Here is a 16,599-nt window from a genome sequence, read left to right on the forward strand (position 1 = left end):
TCCCTTAATTTGACGCGTTTCGGCGAGATTGAATGTCAGACGCTTGAATGAGTTCACCGGTGTCGTTACCCCAAGCGTTACGTTCGTATGTCACCACGGCGGCCAACTCTTTAAGTGCAAGCTGTTTACCAAACGGAGGCATGGCAGTGCCAGCCTTACCATGGAGCACAATATCGATATGAGCGACCTTATCTTCAAGCACCATTGGACTTCCTCTCAACGCCGGAAACATTCCCGGCAGCCCTTGCCCATTTGGTTGATGACATGCTGCACATGACGCTAGGTAGACTTGCTCACCCAACTCCATCAGCTCTTGCTCGCTCATTTGTAGCGCTAGCAAACGTTGCTCTTCTTCGGCAACCGCGGCTTGTTCAGCTTTTTGCTCAGCCATCCACTGGTCGTAATCCGCTTGCTCTTTTGCAATCACAACGATGGGCATAAACCCGTGGTCTTTGCCGCATAGCTCGGCACATTGACCTCGGTAAATACCGGGCTTGGGTACATTAGTCCAAGCCTCATTAATAAAGCCGGGGTTAGCGTCTTTTTTAACTGCAAATTCAGGGACCCACCAAGAATGAATCACATCATCTGAGGTCATTAAAAAACGCACTTTTTTGTTGATGGGAATAACGAGGGGCCGATCGACTTCAAGTAAGTAATTCTCACTTTTTTCGAGTTTATTATCGATCTGTTGGCGAGGTGTCGCCAGTACACTGAAGTATTCTAGGTCATCCTCAAAATAACGGTAATGCCACTTCCACTGGCTTCCTGTAACTTGAATGGTGACATCGGCATCATCAGTATTTTCCATTGCAATGAGCGTGCTCGTCGCTGGGATGGCCATACCCACGAGGATCACAAGCGGAATTGCTGTCCACAATATTTCTATTTTGGTGCTTTCATGGAAATTGGCGGCAACAGCGCCTCTAGATTTACGATGTTTAATGATGGCGTAAAACATTGCGCCAAACACAATGAAGCCAATCACACAACAAATGTAAAAAATGGTCATATGTAGGTCATACACACGGCCGCTTACTTCGGTAACGCCTTTGGTCAGGTTTAACGGCATATCTTCTGCCATAACTTTACTTTGAATCAGTAAGGCTACAACCGCAGACAGTCCTTTTCGTACAACGCTCACGTTAATTCCTCCATCCAGCACGTGATAAACGAGCGGTATCAGATAACGTAGACAGCATTATGCCGAAGACATAAAAACGTTATTGGTTACATTTAAAGAATTAAGTAAATCTTAGGTTTAGTCTAGAGATCTCTCTAGCAGAACCGTATTTCAAACTTAAGATTCAATTAGATAGAGCAGAAGCTCTATTGCTGGAATTTAGCTAACTAGCTGTTTTTGAATTGGTTGTTTTTTATTCGATTGTTAAATATTTTTAACAATGGATAAAAACTAATTGTTAGAAAGGTGATCTACTTCTCTTGCTCGACTTCTTTCTGAGCAAGAGTAAACGCAGATTTAATGCAGATTATCGTTACTTGCGTCTAACTGATTGTTTTCCAAACATGGAAGCACTATTTTTTGGGCATCAGAACTATGCTGATGAGCAATGATTTTTAACTGAGAGCCGCAGCTTGCAGTGGTATCTTCCATAGGAAATACAAAACTCAATGCGTTTTTTCCTTTAGAAGCAAGCTTTAGCCGCTTGATATCCCGCTCATCTAAAGAATCAGGCCATGCCAATATACATGCTGCATTGTCATTTCGCATCGCTTGTTCAGTGGCCCAAAGCGTATCTGATTCGCGGCGGCCATGAACAATCAGTAAATGCTCAGGTCGCAAGCCCTTCATCTCTGAGATTTCATCTAAAACCCATTTAGGCGGATTGAGTAACACCAACCACCGGCGTTGCTGACTTAACGCTTTGAGAGTCAGTTTTAGCAGTGAGAATACGGCACTGTGTTGGCCTGCCAACACTTCATAAATATGACCACTTTGCCACCCACCATTAGGTAGCTCGCTATCAATAAATGCATGACCAGATGTCACTGTTTTAACAGTATTAAGTCCATTTGGGTGCCAAACACCCGGGTGTTTAATCTTTGTCTGCAGTAAATGTTTCATAACCAATTCCCATTACGAATCACACCAACGGCCAACCCTTCAATATTAAAAGGTTGCGTTCTCAAATCGACTTCGATTGGTGCAAAGTCTTCGTTTTCTGCCAGCAAGGTCACGTGATGCCCTTTTTGTTGTAAACGCTTTACCGTGACATCGTCTTCAACTCTGGCAACTACTACTTGCCCATTTCGTGCGACTTGAGTGCGATGTACGGCCAACAAATCACCATCAAGAATGCCAATGTCTTTCATGCTATCGCCGTGAACACGTAACAAAAAATCAGCCTTGGGACTAAACATCGATGGGTCTACTGCGTAATGTGACTCAACATGCTCTTGAGCTAAGATTGGCTCCCCTGCTGCAACTTGACCAATAAGCGGCAAGCCAGACTCATCATTCGATGCTTCTTCGCCGAGAATTCGAATCCCTCGCGAGGTACCTGCAAGTATTTCAATAACGCCTTTTCGTGCCAGGGCTTTTAGATGCTCTTCAGCAGCATTCGCGCTACGAAAGCCCAACTGGCGAGCAATTTCAGCTCGTGTTGGAGGCATGCCTGTCGCATCAATTGTGTCTTTAATCAGTTGAAAAATTTCAGCTTGTCTTGGGGTTAAAGGTCGCATCTTTATGCCTGTTGTTTTATACAGTACCACTGTACAGTAATACAGTATTGCCATGATCGCAACACAAAATAACAACAGAATATTGTTTTCAAGCTTTGTTATAATTGCGGTTCTTGTACCTACTTTGCAGCTTCAAAAATGATTCATCACTCCAAGTTCTTCGCCTCTATTATGAAGTGGCCATTGAAACTATTGGTTCATACGCGTCCAATTTGTTCTGACGCGATTGAAACGCTGGCTGAAACCAAACAGCCCGTGGTTTATGTCATGGAGAACGATTCTGCCGTTGATACCATGATGCTTGCTGAGATTACCTCCAAAGCTGGCCTTCCCAGTCCATATAGTCACAGCGCACATCCGTCTGTTTTATTTATTAGTGGTAAGCGATTTGGTAGGACTCACCAAACTAGATTGAAAAAAGCGCTTCGCGCCTTGTTGGAAGCTCACAAGGCTTCCCCCGAACTCGATATTCAGCTGCTGCCGGTGCAGCACTTTTGGGGGAGAAATCCCGGCAAGACAAAAGCTGGATTATTGTCTTGGTTGGCCGAACGCCCAACCCCGGGTTGGCTCCGTAAAGCGTGGACGGTTCTGTTTCTTGGACGCTCTCATTTCGTGCGTTTAGCCACACCTGTATCATTACACGAATTTGCCGAGCGCTTTGGCGACAATGACAAAAGTGCTCACCGTATTGCCCGTTTGGCCCGCGCCCATTTTTATCGTCAACGTTTGGCCTCTACGGGTCCTCGTTTACCGAATCATAAGCGCATGTTTAAAGAGCTGTCGAAAAACCCAGCAATTGCGCAAATCACCGATGCAGATCCGGGCAAACAAGAGCAGATGCGCGCACAAGCTCAAGTGTATATGAAGGAGATTGCTGCTACGTATTCTAATACTTTGGTGGTGATATTAGATCGCTTCATGACGTGGTTATGGAACCGCATTTATGGCGGCATCAACATCAACAACATGGAACAGGTACGCCAACTCGCTGAATCCGGGAAGGAAATCGTCTACGTACCTTGCCACCGAAGCCATATGGATTACATGCTGCTTAGTTATGTGATTTATCAACAAGGCTTGGTTCCCCCTCATATTGCAGCCGGTATTAACTTAAATTTCTGGCCGGCAGGTCCAATATTTCGCCGCGGAGGAGCATTCTTTATTCGCCGTTCATTCCGGGGTAACAAGTTGTATTCAACCGTGTTTCGGGAGTATTTGAGTTGGTTGATTAAAGAAGGCTTTCCTGTCGAATATTTTACCGAAGGGGGTCGCAGCCGCACGGGCAGATTGCTGTCGCCTAAAACCGGTATGTTCGCCATGACAGTTCAAAGCCAATTGGTTTCTGAATCTCGGCCGATTGTATTTGTGCCTATCTATTTAGGGTATGAGCACGTCATGGAAGTCACCACCTATTTGAAGGAATTAAAAGGCGAAGATAAAGAAAAAGAAAGCCTTTGGAACAGCCTGAAGATTATTGGCAAACTGCGCAATTATGGACAAGGTTTTGTCAATTTTGGTACGCCTGTATCACTCGACGAACACCTCACCAAAATCGCCCCGCAGTGGCGCCAGGAACGTATGGAGGACCGGCCCAAATGGATGTCCCAAGCGGTCAACTCATTGGCTGAGAATGTGATGACCGAAATCAACAACTCGGCCGCCGTCAACGGCCTGACTTTAAGCACATTGAGCTTACTGAGCTGCGAGAAAAGAGCGCTGAGCGAACAAAGCCTCGCAACATTTATGGATGTATGTTTAAGCCTAGCGCGCAATGCGCCTTACCACGAAAATACCACAGTGCCAGTGCAAACGGGGCAGCAGTTACTAGAACAAACTCTCGCTCTAGAAAAACTCACCGTGACCAAAGACACCTTTGGCAACGTTGTGAGTCTGGATAAATATGGTCAAGTGGTAATGACTTATTACCGCAATAACATCATCCATGTATTTATCATTCCTTCACTGGTTGCTGCGCTAATCGATGCGCGCGACAGCACTAGCAAGCACGATCTGCTGTTCTGCGTTAAGCAATTGTACCCATTGCTAAAAGCCGAGTTATTTTTAGGTAAAAACGCAATGACGCTAACCGAGTATGTGGACGCAATCCTTCAAGATTTAGCGCGCCAACAGTTGGTTGAAATGTCTGCGGAGGGACTCATCACGCCCCCAGAAAAACGCAGCGAAAAGCGCGTACAGTTAAGGCATTTAGGGCAAATATCGGCCGAGACCATTCAACGCTACTCCGTGGTACTTGAGCTATTAACGCGTAATCCCGACTTAAGTCGTAATCAGCTCGAAAAACTAAGCCGAGCAGTTGCTGAGCAACTCGGTCGTTTACACGGTATACGCGCGCCGGAATTTTTCGATAAGCAATTGTTTGCCAGCCTTTGTATTAAGCTAAAAAACATGGAGCTATTGGAACAAACCGAAGAGGCACGCCAAGGACTGCAAGGTTTACGTCAGCTCACCTCTGAATTGGTGAGCACCGAGGTGTACCAGTCGATTGTGCAACTACTGAATCAAGACCAATAAATCGATGCAATAAAACCAACCGTTATCACCATACCTACACGATTATTGGCTCGAAACGCGGCAAAGCAATGCGCTCTGTCGCGGTTTCTGATCCGCCACAATTGATGAATGAACATCAACCCCACCAAGATCAACACCACCGAGGCGAACCACATATAGTCGAGCACGAAACAAAAAGTCGCGAGCAATGCCAACGTGATAGTTTGCAACAATGCGATCATAGCGATATCAAATCGGCCAAAAAGAATGGCGGTAGACTTAATGCCCACCTCAACATCATCAGCTCGGTCGACCATGGCGTATTCGGTATCGTATGCGACTGTCCAAGCTAGGTTGGCGCCAAAAAGTATCCAAGCTTGCATTGGTACATCGCCGAGTATCGCTGCATAAGCCATAGGAATCGCAAAGCTAAAAGCGGCACCTAAAACGAACTGAGGTAGATGCGTCACTCGCTTGGTAAACGGATAAACAGTCGCCAGTGCCAGTGCAGCAAATGACAGTTGAATTGTGAGTACATTCAATGTCAGCACTAAACCAAATGCGACTGCACACAAACCAGCAAAGAGCCACAGAGCTTGTTTTTCAGTGACTTGCCCTGTCACCAGAGGCCTGTTTTGGGTACGTTCCACCGCACCATCCCAGTGGCGATCCGCATAATCGTTAATCACACATCCCGCCGACCGCATTAGTACTACACCCAATACAAATACTGTCAGAATCCACATCGGCGGAACCCCCATGGCTGCATCCCACAGCGCCCACAATGTAGGCCACATTAAGAGCAAGATGCCCACCGGCTTATCGAGTCTACACAACTCGATAAGCCCCTGTATTAACGAAATATTGTGCGTTTTTTTTATTATTTTTAAATTATCAGTCATATCACTATTTGAACAACCTGAGCTCGATCATGCAATTACGTCGCTATATGGGTAATTATCTGCTTTCACGTGGCAAAGTTAAACTCAACTAAGTACACTTAGCAACATCATGTCATCAAACGAATTTATTTGCCCCATGTGGACCCATTTACGACACAGTATTAATGTCGCTTTATTGAGCGTAATAGCCTTAGTTTCAACCATGCACAGTGCACCTGCACAAGCCGCTGGAGACTTGGCTTACTATGGCTTTGAACCGGACATTGTGACTAATTACATTCGTAAAGGCAGTGATTTAGGGTACATCAGATTAACCGCTGAAATCATGGTTGATGGCAATTCCAACCTGGAAATTATTGAACATCATGCGCCGTTGCTGCGTGCCGCCGTGGTTGAAATTTTTGGCCGACAAGCCGAAGAAAAAGTGAAATCGATTGCCGGCCGTGAAGAGATTCGTCGTCAATGCCTACAAGCTATTAATGATTTATTAGAACAAGAAACCGGCCGGCCACTCGCTGCCGATCTCCTGTTTACCAAATATCTCTATCATTAAGGCTCAGGAGTTGTTCAAGATTGCTTTTGTCGCGTGTCGATAAAACCTTGCACAGCTCCAACTAACAGCCCGCCCAAATGCGCAAAGTTGGCGATATGACTGCCTAATAATCCTGCGAATCCCAAGCCAAGCCACACCAACATAAAGCCGATGTATGCGGGTGGCAGTGCCAGTGCAGGATAACGCCGATGCGCCACGGCAACATACCCCAATAAAGCATAAACCACGCCGCTCAAGCCGAGAAAGTTAGGGCCCACAACAACACCTTGCAAACCGTTGCTCAACAATGCGCCCGCCAAAAACAAAGTTATCAGCTTGCCCGCCCCGACTTCGCGTTCAATTCGGCCGCCCAAATACCACCACCACACTAAATTGAACAGCAAGTGCGCTAACGCAAAATGCATAATTGCAGGCGTAAAAAGTCGCCAGATCTGGCTCACCTGTTGATCAAATGGTGCCGGAAAGTGCAACATCGAAAACAGATCTTGAGCCAAACCAATCTGGCTCAGCAATCCGATGATCAGAGTCACGGCAAGAATGACTAAGGTGACAGGGCCAGCCTGCACCCAAAGCTGATGCAATAGCGGTGTACCCGAGCTGCCATAATTAAATTGTACTCGACTGGAGTCTGTTCGCTCCCACGAAGCACTTCGGTAACGCGCATGACTTGGGTTTTCAGCAAACATTTCAAATTCAGCCCGTGCAGCGTCCAAATCTGAGTTATTTTCAACGCCGATAACAAAGTACTGATCTTGCGTAGCGATATGGCATTGCACATTTTTTAACGCCATATAATCTACGAAAGATTGCGCTATTCTGGGGTCATTGAGTCGACCGACAAGGTTCATGCATCAGTATCCATCAGTTCAGGGAATTGTTGAGACCAAGCGTCAAAACCACCATCTAAACTATAGACCTGCTCAAACCCTTGGGAGGCCAAAAACTCAGCGGCGGGCTGGCTTGAAATACCATGGTAACAGCACACGATCAGCGGGTTTTCGAATTCGCCATTTAAGACAAAGTCAGACACGTTATCGTTATTTAATGACTGTGCTCCTTGCATTCGGGCTGTACTAAAACTTTTCGGATCACGAATATCTGCGATCTGCACTTCATGGTCTTTCATAAGTTGGCAAGCATCTGCCGGTGAAATGTGTTGAAAGGCTGACATCAAAAACTCCTATGCGTTAATAGAGTAATTGTATCAGCCTTGAGGAAGACAGGCGATTATGACTGTATTGCGCGTGCTTCTTGAAGGTTGTCAGTGATGTAGTCGAACACCACTTGCTGTTGGCTCACTACGCTGCCGCTGCCACGACACAGCGAGCATGTATAAGCTTCTCGATAAGATTGGTGACCGTTTGCTCCAACTAATACAAGCGAACCGGCTCCATCGCACTCAGGACACACTTCCATCTCGACACTCCGTCAGTATTGAGTTAAGCGCCCAAGCGTAGCGACAGATTAAGACATCACCATGACACTTACATGGTGAATTTATGACGTCCAATTCAAAATAACTTTACCGCACTGGCCACTCAGCATGGCATCAAAGCCTTTTTGAAAGTCGTGCACGGCATATTCATGGGTCAGCATTGGCTCCAGATCCAGCCCCGACTGAACCAGACTGGCCATTTTATACCAGGTTTCAAACATTTCTCGGCCATAAATGCCTTTAATCACTAAGCCTTTAAAGATCACCTGATTCCAATCTATCGCCATGGTTGAAGGTGGAATACCCAACAGCGCGATCTTTCCGCCATGGTTCATTTTGTCGAGCATGTCACTGAATGCACTCGGCACACCCGACATTTCCATTCCCACATCAAACCCCTCCGTCATGCCAAGGTCGGTCATCACATCGTCAAGTGCCTGTTCGCCAATGTTTACCGCTCTAGTCGCCCCCATCGCCAGAGCCAAATCCAAGCGGTATTGATTCACATCGGTGATCACCACATAGCGGGCCCCACAATGGCGAGCCACTGCTGCGGCCATAATACCAATTGGACCTGCACCGGTGATTAACACATCCTCTCCCACTAAATCGAACGATAAAGCGGTGTGCACTGCATTGCCAAAGGGGTCAAAAATCGACGCCAAATCATCACTAACGTCGTCTGGTAATTTAAAAGCGTTGTATGCCGGGATCACCAAATATTCGGCAAAGGCGCCCGCGCGATTTACACCTACACCGTATGTATTTCGGCACAAATGTCTGCGTCCTGCGCGACAATTTCGACAATGCCCACAAGTAATATGGCCTTCACCTGAAACACGATCCCCGACAGAAAAGCCTGCAACCTCTTGACCCATAGCCACCACCTCACCGGCATATTCATGCCCCACAACCATAGGAACAGGAATGGTGTTTTGAGACCACTCGTCCCACTTATAAATGTGCAAGTCGGTACCACAAATCGCAGTTTTATGGATTTTGATCAGTAAATCATTGTGACCCACTTCGGGAATGGGCACTTCCGTCATCCAAATGCCAGGCTCAGATTTTAACTTAGCGAGAGCTTTCATGGTTTGGCTCATGATGGAATAACTCCGAGCTCTTGACCCACTTCGATAAATGCTGAAATTGCATGATCAAGCTGTGCTTGAGAGTGTGCCGCAGACATTTGTGTGCGAATACGCGCTTGGCCCTGTGGCACTACAGGAAACGAAAAGCCAACGACGTAAACGCCGCGCTGCATCATGCGCTTGGCCATTTCTCCGGCCAGTTTCGCATCGCCCAGCATGACTGGGATAATGGCATGATCAGCTCCGCTTAATGTAAAACCTGCAGCGGTCATTTGCTCACGAAAATAACGGGAGTTTTGCTTCAACAGATGTCGCAACGCATCGCCTTGTTGAAGTAACTCAAGTACTCGAATAGAAGCGCTGACGATTGAAGGTGCCAACGAATTTGAAAACAAATAGGGCCGCGAGCGCTGGCGAAGCCAATCAATGACCTCTTTTTTGCCCGAGGTAAAGCCACCCGATGCTCCTCCCATGGCTTTGCCTAGCGTGCCGGTAATGATATCAACACGCTCCATCACTTGATGATGCTCATGACTCCCTCGACCAGACGCTCCAACAAACCCTACCGCGTGACTGTCATCCACCATGACCAAGGCGTTGTATTGCTCTGCCAAGTCACAAATACCAGGCAGGTTTGCAATAATACCGTCCATGGAAAACACGCCATCTGTTGCAATCAATTTATATCGAGCGCCTGCTGCATCGGCCGCTTTGAGTTGCGTTTCGAGGTCGCTCATATCATTGTTTTTGTAACGGAATCGCTTGGCTTTACACAGCCTTACACCGTCGATAATGGATGCATGGTTGAGTGCATCAGAAATAATAGCGTCATCTGGCCCTAATATGGTCTCGAACAAGCCTGCATTGGCATCAAAGCATGATGAATACAAAATGGTGTCTTCAGTGCCCAGAAAGTCAGATAACTTCAACTCAAGCTCTTTATGTTGATCTTGAGTGCCACAAATAAAGCGAACAGACGCCATCCCAAAACCATATTTCTCCAAACCGCGCTTTGCCGCTTGGATTAATTCAGGGTGGTTTGCCAGTCCTAAATAATTATTGGCACAGAAGTTCACAACCTTCTGTTGGTCCTGAACGTCAATTTCAGCATCTTGCGCTGAACGAATAAAATGCTCGGATTTATACAGGCCAAGCTCTTTAAGCTCGTTTAACTGCGCACCAAGGGATTGATAGAAGGGCTGTGTCATGAGGTCACCAAACCAATAAGTAGTCAGGTGTATTCTAGCCTGTTAGATACATTTTCAAGAATTTCTGAGCGCGTTCTGCGCCCAGATAACATTTTCGGATATGGAAACTAACGCTTACAAGTCACTTCGGGCTCGGTAGGTATCTTGCAATGCATCAAAATCAGCCAAGGCACTTTCTGTCGCGTAAGGTTTCACCAAAGCAATTAACTTCACCACACCGTCATACACTGCTGGAACTTCAATTTTCACATCGCTGGATTGACACATCTGATAACTAATCCAAAATGCCACAACCATTTTGATCAGCTGCACTAAATCGACAATGGAGGCATCATCAATATCAATCACATCACAGTCTCTAAAGGCTTTTAGGATCACACCGGTCCGTTCTGAAATTTGCTCTTGAACGGCTAAGTACTTTTGCTGCAACGATTCATCCCGCAATAAAATTCCAGGCAAACTGGAATAAAAGAATCGAAAACGCCAAATGCTGGTAAATGCCTCGTCACAATAATGTGCCAAATCAGCCACCGTCATTGGTCCTTCTGTGGGGCGAAATGACGCGTCGATGTGGGCAATATACTCAATAAAAATTGAGTTGATGATGTCTTCCTTATTGCGGAAGTGATAATACAGATTGCCCGGACTAATTCCTAAATGTGCAGCAATATGATTGGTCGTAATCGCTCTTTCACCAAACTCATTAAAGAGCTCAATGCTGGCTTGTATAATTCGATCCTTGGTTTTCATAGACTACTGCTACGCCCTGTATTTATTGATTTTTCTATTTGAGCCGCTAAATATAACTGAGTATGAGGCGTCTCGCCCAAACGATCGCTTTTAATTTGGAGGGCGTCACAATCTGACAGATGACAAAAATCGTTTTATAATCGCTGCTATTGCGGAGATTCGTGGTAACAAAGCGGTCATTTCGTATACGGAAAATTGTGTCTACTCAAAGGATTACCCCTCATGTTGCGGTTTCCCTCAAAAGTAATGCGCCAGCTCAGTCTGACGCTTACTCTTATGTGCATCTCAGGACTAAGTTGGGCAAATGGAGTTTCTCCATACCTCCCGCTACAAATGTCACCCGAAATTGAATACAAAATTGAACGGCTATTTATTCAGGCCAATCAAGCGATTATCAAACGCCCTATTCCCATTAGCCAAGTGTACACTGCGCTCAATAAAATAGGGGATTCCGATCCAGCCTTAAGCCGTTCGGTGCGCATGTACTTAGAACGCTTCAAAGGCGATGCCGGCCTAACCCATGCCAGTCTTTCGGTCAGTAACGCGGATGATAATGGCCAATACCTTGCCAACAAACGCGGCCGCACCACCGATAGTTACTACGAAGTGTCTGGTTCTGCATATTGGGCAGCAACCGATTGGGCAATTGTTAACTTAGGCGGCTATGCCTATGACGATGAAGCGACCTTGGAAGGCAGTTTTTTGTCATTCGGCCAAGATTATTTGCAAGTCGACTTGGGGTTTAGAGCGCATTGGTTTGGGCCTTTTCAAGACAGCGATATGCTCATCACTACCAATGCTCAAACACAACCGACGATTACATTTTCGAACGTGACGCCACTGACCGACTTTGGCATCAATTACGAGATTTTCTGGGGTGAAATGTCTGAGTCCGATCTCATTCTCAGTCAGGATCGTGATGTTCGCATGAACGGTAAGCCTAAATTATTTGGCTTTCACATGAGTTTTGAACCCGTAGATGGCTTCGCCATTGGCCTCAACCGCCTCATGCAATATGGCGGGGGCGATCGCGATGAGAGCTTCAAAGATTTAATCAAAGCCTTTTTCGACCCTTCAGGGCAAGACAACATTGGTGAAAAGGGCGTCGATTTTGGTAACCAAGTCTCATCGGTCACCAGCCGCCTGACCCTCCCCGGCGAATTTCCGATGGCGGTTTATATGGAGTATGCCGGCGAAGACACCGGCCGCGGCTCACATCGCTTAGGCAATACCTCACTGATGTTGGGTGTTCACATGCCAAAACTCACCGACACATTGAATCTCACCTATGAGTTCGCTGACTGGCAAAACGCATGGTATGTGAATAGCAACTATGGCGATGGGCTACGCAACGAAGGTTCTGTGATTGGCCACTGGGGTGGCAACAATCGTAAATTTGAAGACGCAGTGGGTGCAACCACACATATGGGCAAACTCATTTGGGAATATAGTGACCACCAAATTATTACCACCACAGCTCGTGTCACTTTGAATGAAAGCTATTCATCTACGTCTACTGATTATGACAATGGCTACGAATTGGGCGTTGAATACACCCACGGTTTCGCTCAATTCTTAGCGGGCGCCCAAATGTTTGCCGGTAAAGACGTGTTCGGTGATTCATTTCTTCAAGCAACAGGATTTCTCAGATGGTAACACTTCGCAAGTCACTTACATTCATCACCGCGCTCTGTATATGGTTCACTCCCGCAACCGCTTCCGCGGTCTCGTTGGATGATTTAGAGTTGTTTGTTGATGCCGGTATTAACTACCACTTGATCGACTTAAACACAGGTACAGCAGCACTCGACAACCCGTCTAATGAAACAGGCGTAAGCTATCACTTTGGTGCTGGCGCACGTAAACAATTTGGCGAAAGTGGCCGTCACTTTGTAGGCAGCCGTATTGAAATTGACGAAATGGGCGACGACTTCATGTTCGCGCTCCGAGCTATTGATTATCAATATTCATTAGATCACAACTGGCGCGTTGGTGCATTTATTGGCGCTGTGAGTTGGCGCACTGGAGCTTCACAAACCGGTTACCACTTTGGAGGCGGCGTGAGTTACATCGACTTATGGCCAAATGTTGATCTCAGCTTGGAGTTCCGCTTTGAAGACAGTTTGGAACGAGATCGTTTGCTAGATGGCGATCCACCACCTGATTACAAACCCGGCCAAACCAGTACCATGGCCAATATTTACGCTGGTAACTTATTTTTAAGTTACCGATTCTAACGAAATGGGGATTGCAGACTTGTACCTATATCGCAATCCCCATACACTCGCTTTAACTTAACTAAAGTCATATCGCTATGAGCACTCGCGTCATTTATCCCGGCACCTTTGATCCCATCACCAATGGCCACACCGATTTGGTGTCACGCGCATCCATGTTATTTGATCATGTCATCGTAGGCATTGCAGGTAGCCCCAGCAAAAAGCCATGGTTCACCGTTGAGCAACGAGTGGCGATGGCAAAAGAAGCGTTAGCCGGATTAAGCAACGTAGAGGTCGTAGGCTTTCAGGGCTTATTGGTTGATTTTGCAAAACAATACGACGCCACGGTATTGATTCGCGGTTTACGTGCGGTGTCTGATTTTGAATATGAATTTCAGTTAGCCAACATGAATCGTCGACTCATGGCCGATCTGGAAACCGTATTTTTAACGCCGGCAGAAGAAAATAGCTTTATTTCGTCAACGCTTGTTCGCGAAGTCGCATTACACAAAGGCGATGTGAGCCAATTCGTGTGCCCCGCTGTAGCTAAAGCGCTTCGACTCAAAGCCGACGCCACTTAATCTCCATTTATCGCTGGCACTGCGTGCAATACACAGTGCTGCGTTGCCCTAAACGTATTTCCTTGAGTTCTCGGTCGCACTTAAAACAAGGCTTACCGCCACGGCCATAAACAAACAATGTTTGTGCGAAGTAGCCAGGCGTGCCATCGACTTGTGCAAAATCTTTTAGCGTCGTGCCACCTTGTTCAATAGCCGCAGCCAATACCTGCTTGATCATGCTTGCCAGTTCTATATAGCGAGCTTTGCTCACCTTGCCCGCTTCACGAGTTGGGCTAATGCCTGAACGAAACAAACTCTCATTGGCATAGATATTCCCTACTCCCACAACATTGCGGTTATCCATCACGAAGGTTTTTACCGCAGACGTTTTACCTCGTGAGCGTTCATATAACCATTGCCCAGTAAATTCCTCAGTGAGAGGCTCTGGGCCAAGCTTAGCCAGCAAATCATGGAATAGAGGCTCTTCACTGAATAACAGGCAACCAAAGCGGCGCGGGTCGTTTAAACGCAACATTTGGCCATTACTCAAATGAATGTCGACATGATCGTGCTTTTGAGCCGGAGTACCAATGGGAATAACGCGCAAACTTCCCGACATTCCTAAATGCAAAATAGCGCTGCCAATCTGAGTATCAATCAGTAGATATTTGGCTCGTCGACGAATATTTTCAATGCGCTGACCTTTTAGCGTTTGAATTGTATCCGGTATGGGCCAACGCAAACGGCTGTCGCGCACCACAATTTGCTCAATGACTTCATTCATCATGTACGGTGAAATGCCTTGACGGCTGACTTCAACTTCAGGGAGTTCTGGCATGCTATTTATTCAACTTCAGTAGTCATGGGTTCTAATATTTTTTTTAAGTCGGCGGAGGGTATTTGCCAAACCTGTTGCAAATCTCTGCGATAAATTATCTGCTGCTCTGCATCAAAAAAGTACACATCCGCGCGCGCTTTCGCCAATAGGTGAAGGCTTACAAAGTGGTTCGACACAGGCAAATCAGCTTGATGATGAACCGCGTAAGGCTGCTGCCAAAGCTTGATCCAAGTTTCGATACGCTCAGGCGACCAAGTTTGATCACTGGCCCGCCAACCATTCCCGACGCGTTGAAGATGGAGATTCGCGACTTTCACGTCCATCACTACCGCCTCCTCCATAATAAGTGGTGCGTGAGAGTCTTGGGTCGTGAACAGTTGTTGGTGTGAGAATTGAATAATCACAATGAATGCTGCTACAGCCAGCATCAACACATTATTCCAACCTTTACGAGACAAACGAATGGCCATCAGTATTCAACTATGAATTGACAAGAGCTACAGCTTAGAGCTTTTTTAGACAATAAAAAACCCGGCCGAAGCCGGGTTTTTGAATCGAAAGCTGAATCAAGATTTACTTGATTTTGCCTTCTTTGTACATCACGTGTTTGCGAGCAACTGGATCAAATTTTTTGATTTCAAATTTGCCAGGCATGTTGCGCTTGTTTTTATCAGTGGTATAGAAGTGACCTGTACCAGCTGATGAGTTCAAGCGAATCTTTTCGCGTCCACCTTTAGCAGCCATGGGTTATCTCCTTAAACCTTTTCACCGCGGGCACGCATTTCAGCCAAAACTGAATCAATGCCCTTCTTATCGATGATGCGCATACCTTTTGTTGAGATACGCAGCTTCACAAAACGTTTTTCTGCTTCCACCCAAAAACGGTGGCTTTGCAGGTTTGGCAAGAAACGACGCTTGGTCGCGTTCTTTGCATGCGAGCGGTTGTTACCTACAACCGGACGCTTACCAGTAACTTGGCATACTTTAGACATGTCGCTTGTCTCCGAAATTTTTACTACTGCTCGAGCGTACTTGTATCCTGTATTGGCCGTCGCCCAGGACACAGGAGGGCGCATTTTATACAGTTTTGAGGGATAAAGATCAATATAAATGCGCCGTAAAATGAAAAATATCGTGTTTTATGGTCATTTTTACATCAATCCACGTTCTGCAAGCGATGTTACATCACCTTTTGCCACAACTAAATGATCGAGCACTGTCACGTCAACTAATGCCAACGCTTTTTGAATTCGCTCCGTGATTCGAATATCTGAACGACTCGGTTCCGACACACCAGACGGGTGATTATGGCATAAGATGACTGCGGCAGCATTCGCCGTCATCGCTTCTTGCACAATGACCCGGGGATATACCGACGCTTGATTAATTGTGCCTTGAAATAAACGTTTAAAATCAATCAATCGATGTTGGCTATCTAGCATCATAACCGCAAAAACCTCATTGCGTTCATCCGCCAATTGGCTCGACACATAGTCACTCGCTGCGCGGGCTGAATCCATCGTCGACTCTCGTTGTAATTGCTCTGCGAGGGTACGACGAGACATTTCCATCACGGCTTGCAATTGCACATATTTGGCAGTGCCCAAGCCTTTACCTTGGCAGAATTCGCGTTTTCCAGCTGCCAATAAAAGGCTCAGCGAACCAAACTCTGCAATTAATAAACGCGATAAATCTACGGCATTACAGCCTTTAATGCCCGTACGTAGAAAGATTGCCAGAAGCTCTGCATCCGACAATGCTTCCGGGCCTCGTTGTAACAATTTCTCGCGCGGTCTTTCGGCCTCGGGCCACTGAGTAATTTGCATAAG

Annotated in this window: 20 protein-coding genes; 5 read left to right on the forward strand and 15 right to left on the reverse strand. The window is 46.4% G+C overall.

Going from position 1 to position 16,599, the window contains the following annotated elements:
- Window positions 1-4: 4 nt before the first annotated feature.
- The 3 genes from coxB to lexA all read right to left on the reverse strand — a co-directional run bounded on the left by coxB (window position 5) and on the right by lexA (window position 2,703).
- Complete coding sequence (gene coxB, locus NAF29_RS14790; protein WP_432763239.1) at window positions 5-1,084, reverse strand: cytochrome c oxidase subunit II; 1,080 nt, start codon at window positions 1,082-1,084, stop codon at window positions 5-7.
- Between the two features lie 396 nt (window positions 1,085-1,480).
- Window positions 1,481-2,086 (reverse strand): SulA-like leucine-rich domain-containing protein, encoded by a 606-nt coding sequence (locus tag NAF29_RS14795; protein WP_251262401.1) that lies wholly within the window; start codon window positions 2,084-2,086, stop codon window positions 1,481-1,483.
- A complete protein-coding gene (gene lexA, locus NAF29_RS14800; RefSeq protein ID WP_251262402.1) occupies window positions 2,083-2,703 on the reverse strand; it encodes a transcriptional repressor LexA in 621 nt (206 codons plus the stop codon). The genes NAF29_RS14795 and lexA overlap by 4 nt, the downstream gene beginning before the upstream one ends.
- A gap of 138 nt (window positions 2,704-2,841) precedes the next feature.
- Between lexA and plsB the strand changes: the two genes are divergently transcribed.
- The gene (plsB, locus tag NAF29_RS14805; protein ID WP_251262403.1) at window positions 2,842-5,235 is read left to right on the forward strand and encodes a glycerol-3-phosphate 1-O-acyltransferase PlsB; all 2,394 of its coding nucleotides are present in this window, start codon (window positions 2,842-2,844) and stop codon (window positions 5,233-5,235) included.
- On the opposite strand, the gene ubiA is transcribed toward plsB, so the two are convergent.
- Window positions 5,223-6,011: a 4-hydroxybenzoate octaprenyltransferase gene (gene ubiA, locus NAF29_RS14810; protein ID WP_251262584.1), complete on the reverse strand. Its 789-nt coding sequence runs from the start codon at window positions 6,009-6,011 to the stop codon at window positions 5,223-5,225. The two genes, plsB and ubiA, sit on opposite strands and share 13 nt — an antisense overlap.
- 307 nt (window positions 6,012-6,318) lie before the next feature.
- Here ubiA and NAF29_RS14815 point away from each other — a divergent pair, with 307 nt between their 5' ends.
- Window positions 6,319-6,669: a flagellar basal body-associated protein FliL gene (locus NAF29_RS14815; protein ID WP_251262404.1), complete on the forward strand. Its 351-nt coding sequence runs from the start codon at window positions 6,319-6,321 to the stop codon at window positions 6,667-6,669.
- A 14-nt stretch (window positions 6,670-6,683) separates the two neighbouring features.
- On the opposite strand, the gene glpG is transcribed toward NAF29_RS14815, so the two are convergent.
- The 6 genes from glpG to NAF29_RS14845 all read right to left on the reverse strand — a co-directional run bounded on the left by glpG (window position 6,684) and on the right by NAF29_RS14845 (window position 11,153).
- Window positions 6,684-7,517 (reverse strand): rhomboid family intramembrane serine protease GlpG, encoded by an 834-nt coding sequence (gene glpG, locus NAF29_RS14820; protein WP_251262405.1) that lies wholly within the window; start codon window positions 7,515-7,517, stop codon window positions 6,684-6,686.
- Window positions 7,514-7,840 (reverse strand): thiosulfate sulfurtransferase GlpE, encoded by a 327-nt coding sequence (glpE, locus tag NAF29_RS14825; RefSeq protein WP_251262406.1) that lies wholly within the window; start codon window positions 7,838-7,840, stop codon window positions 7,514-7,516. The genes glpG and glpE overlap by 4 nt, the downstream gene beginning before the upstream one ends.
- Window positions 7,841-7,896: 56 nt before the next feature.
- A complete protein-coding gene (locus NAF29_RS14830) occupies window positions 7,897-8,085 on the reverse strand; it encodes a hypothetical protein (protein WP_251262407.1) in 189 nt (62 codons plus the stop codon).
- An 81-nt stretch (window positions 8,086-8,166) separates the two neighbouring features.
- Window positions 8,167-9,195 carry an L-threonine 3-dehydrogenase gene (gene tdh, locus NAF29_RS14835; protein WP_285817813.1) on the reverse strand — a complete coding sequence of 343 codons (1,029 nt, stop codon included), beginning with the start codon at window positions 9,193-9,195 and terminating at the stop codon, window positions 8,167-8,169.
- An 8-nt stretch (window positions 9,196-9,203) separates the two neighbouring features.
- On the reverse strand, window positions 9,204-10,403 hold the full coding sequence (locus tag NAF29_RS14840) for a glycine C-acetyltransferase (protein ID WP_251262409.1): 1,200 nt from the start codon (window positions 10,401-10,403) through the stop codon (window positions 9,204-9,206).
- Between the two features lie 114 nt (window positions 10,404-10,517).
- Entirely contained in the window at window positions 10,518-11,153 is a 636-nt protein-coding gene (locus NAF29_RS14845) for a TetR/AcrR family transcriptional regulator (RefSeq protein WP_251262410.1), read from the reverse strand.
- 222 nt (window positions 11,154-11,375) lie between these two features.
- Here NAF29_RS14845 and NAF29_RS14850 point away from each other — a divergent pair, with 222 nt between their 5' ends.
- The 3 genes from NAF29_RS14850 (at window position 11,376) to coaD (ending at window position 13,953) form a co-directional block, all read left to right on the forward strand.
- Window positions 11,376-12,809 carry a capsule assembly Wzi family protein gene (locus NAF29_RS14850; protein WP_251262411.1) on the forward strand — a complete coding sequence of 478 codons (1,434 nt, stop codon included), beginning with the start codon at window positions 11,376-11,378 and terminating at the stop codon, window positions 12,807-12,809.
- A complete protein-coding gene (locus tag NAF29_RS14855; RefSeq protein ID WP_251262412.1) occupies window positions 12,803-13,390 on the forward strand; it encodes a porin family protein in 588 nt (195 codons plus the stop codon). Before NAF29_RS14850 ends, NAF29_RS14855 begins: the two co-directional genes overlap by 7 nt.
- 77 nt (window positions 13,391-13,467) lie before the next feature.
- Window positions 13,468-13,953 (forward strand): pantetheine-phosphate adenylyltransferase, encoded by a 486-nt coding sequence (gene coaD / locus NAF29_RS14860; RefSeq protein ID WP_251262413.1) that lies wholly within the window; start codon window positions 13,468-13,470, stop codon window positions 13,951-13,953.
- Between the two features lie 7 nt (window positions 13,954-13,960).
- Here coaD and mutM read toward each other — a convergent pair whose 3' ends face one another.
- The 5 genes from mutM to radC form a co-directional block, all read right to left on the reverse strand.
- Window positions 13,961-14,770, reverse strand: coding sequence for a bifunctional DNA-formamidopyrimidine glycosylase/DNA-(apurinic or apyrimidinic site) lyase (mutM, locus tag NAF29_RS14865; RefSeq protein ID WP_251262414.1), 810 nt, complete (start codon window positions 14,768-14,770; stop codon window positions 13,961-13,963).
- A 5-nt stretch (window positions 14,771-14,775) separates the two neighbouring features.
- Window positions 14,776-15,240, reverse strand: a complete 465-nt coding sequence (locus NAF29_RS14870) for a hypothetical protein (protein ID WP_251262415.1) — start codon at window positions 15,238-15,240, stop codon at window positions 14,776-14,778.
- 103 nt (window positions 15,241-15,343) lie between these two features.
- Window positions 15,344-15,514, reverse strand: coding sequence for a 50S ribosomal protein L33 (gene rpmG / locus NAF29_RS14875; RefSeq protein WP_087507669.1), 171 nt, complete (start codon window positions 15,512-15,514; stop codon window positions 15,344-15,346).
- A gap of 11 nt (window positions 15,515-15,525) precedes the next feature.
- Complete coding sequence (gene rpmB / locus NAF29_RS14880) at window positions 15,526-15,762, reverse strand: 50S ribosomal protein L28 (protein WP_251262416.1); 237 nt, start codon at window positions 15,760-15,762, stop codon at window positions 15,526-15,528.
- A 159-nt stretch (window positions 15,763-15,921) separates the two neighbouring features.
- On the reverse strand, window positions 15,922-16,596 hold the full coding sequence (gene radC, locus NAF29_RS14885; protein ID WP_251262417.1) for a RadC family protein: 675 nt from the start codon (window positions 16,594-16,596) through the stop codon (window positions 15,922-15,924).
- Window positions 16,597-16,599: the final 3 nt, after the last annotated feature.

This window comes from Echinimonas agarilytica (genome assembly GCF_023703465.1).
GTDB lineage: Bacteria > Pseudomonadota > Gammaproteobacteria > Enterobacterales > Neiellaceae > Echinimonas > Echinimonas agarilytica.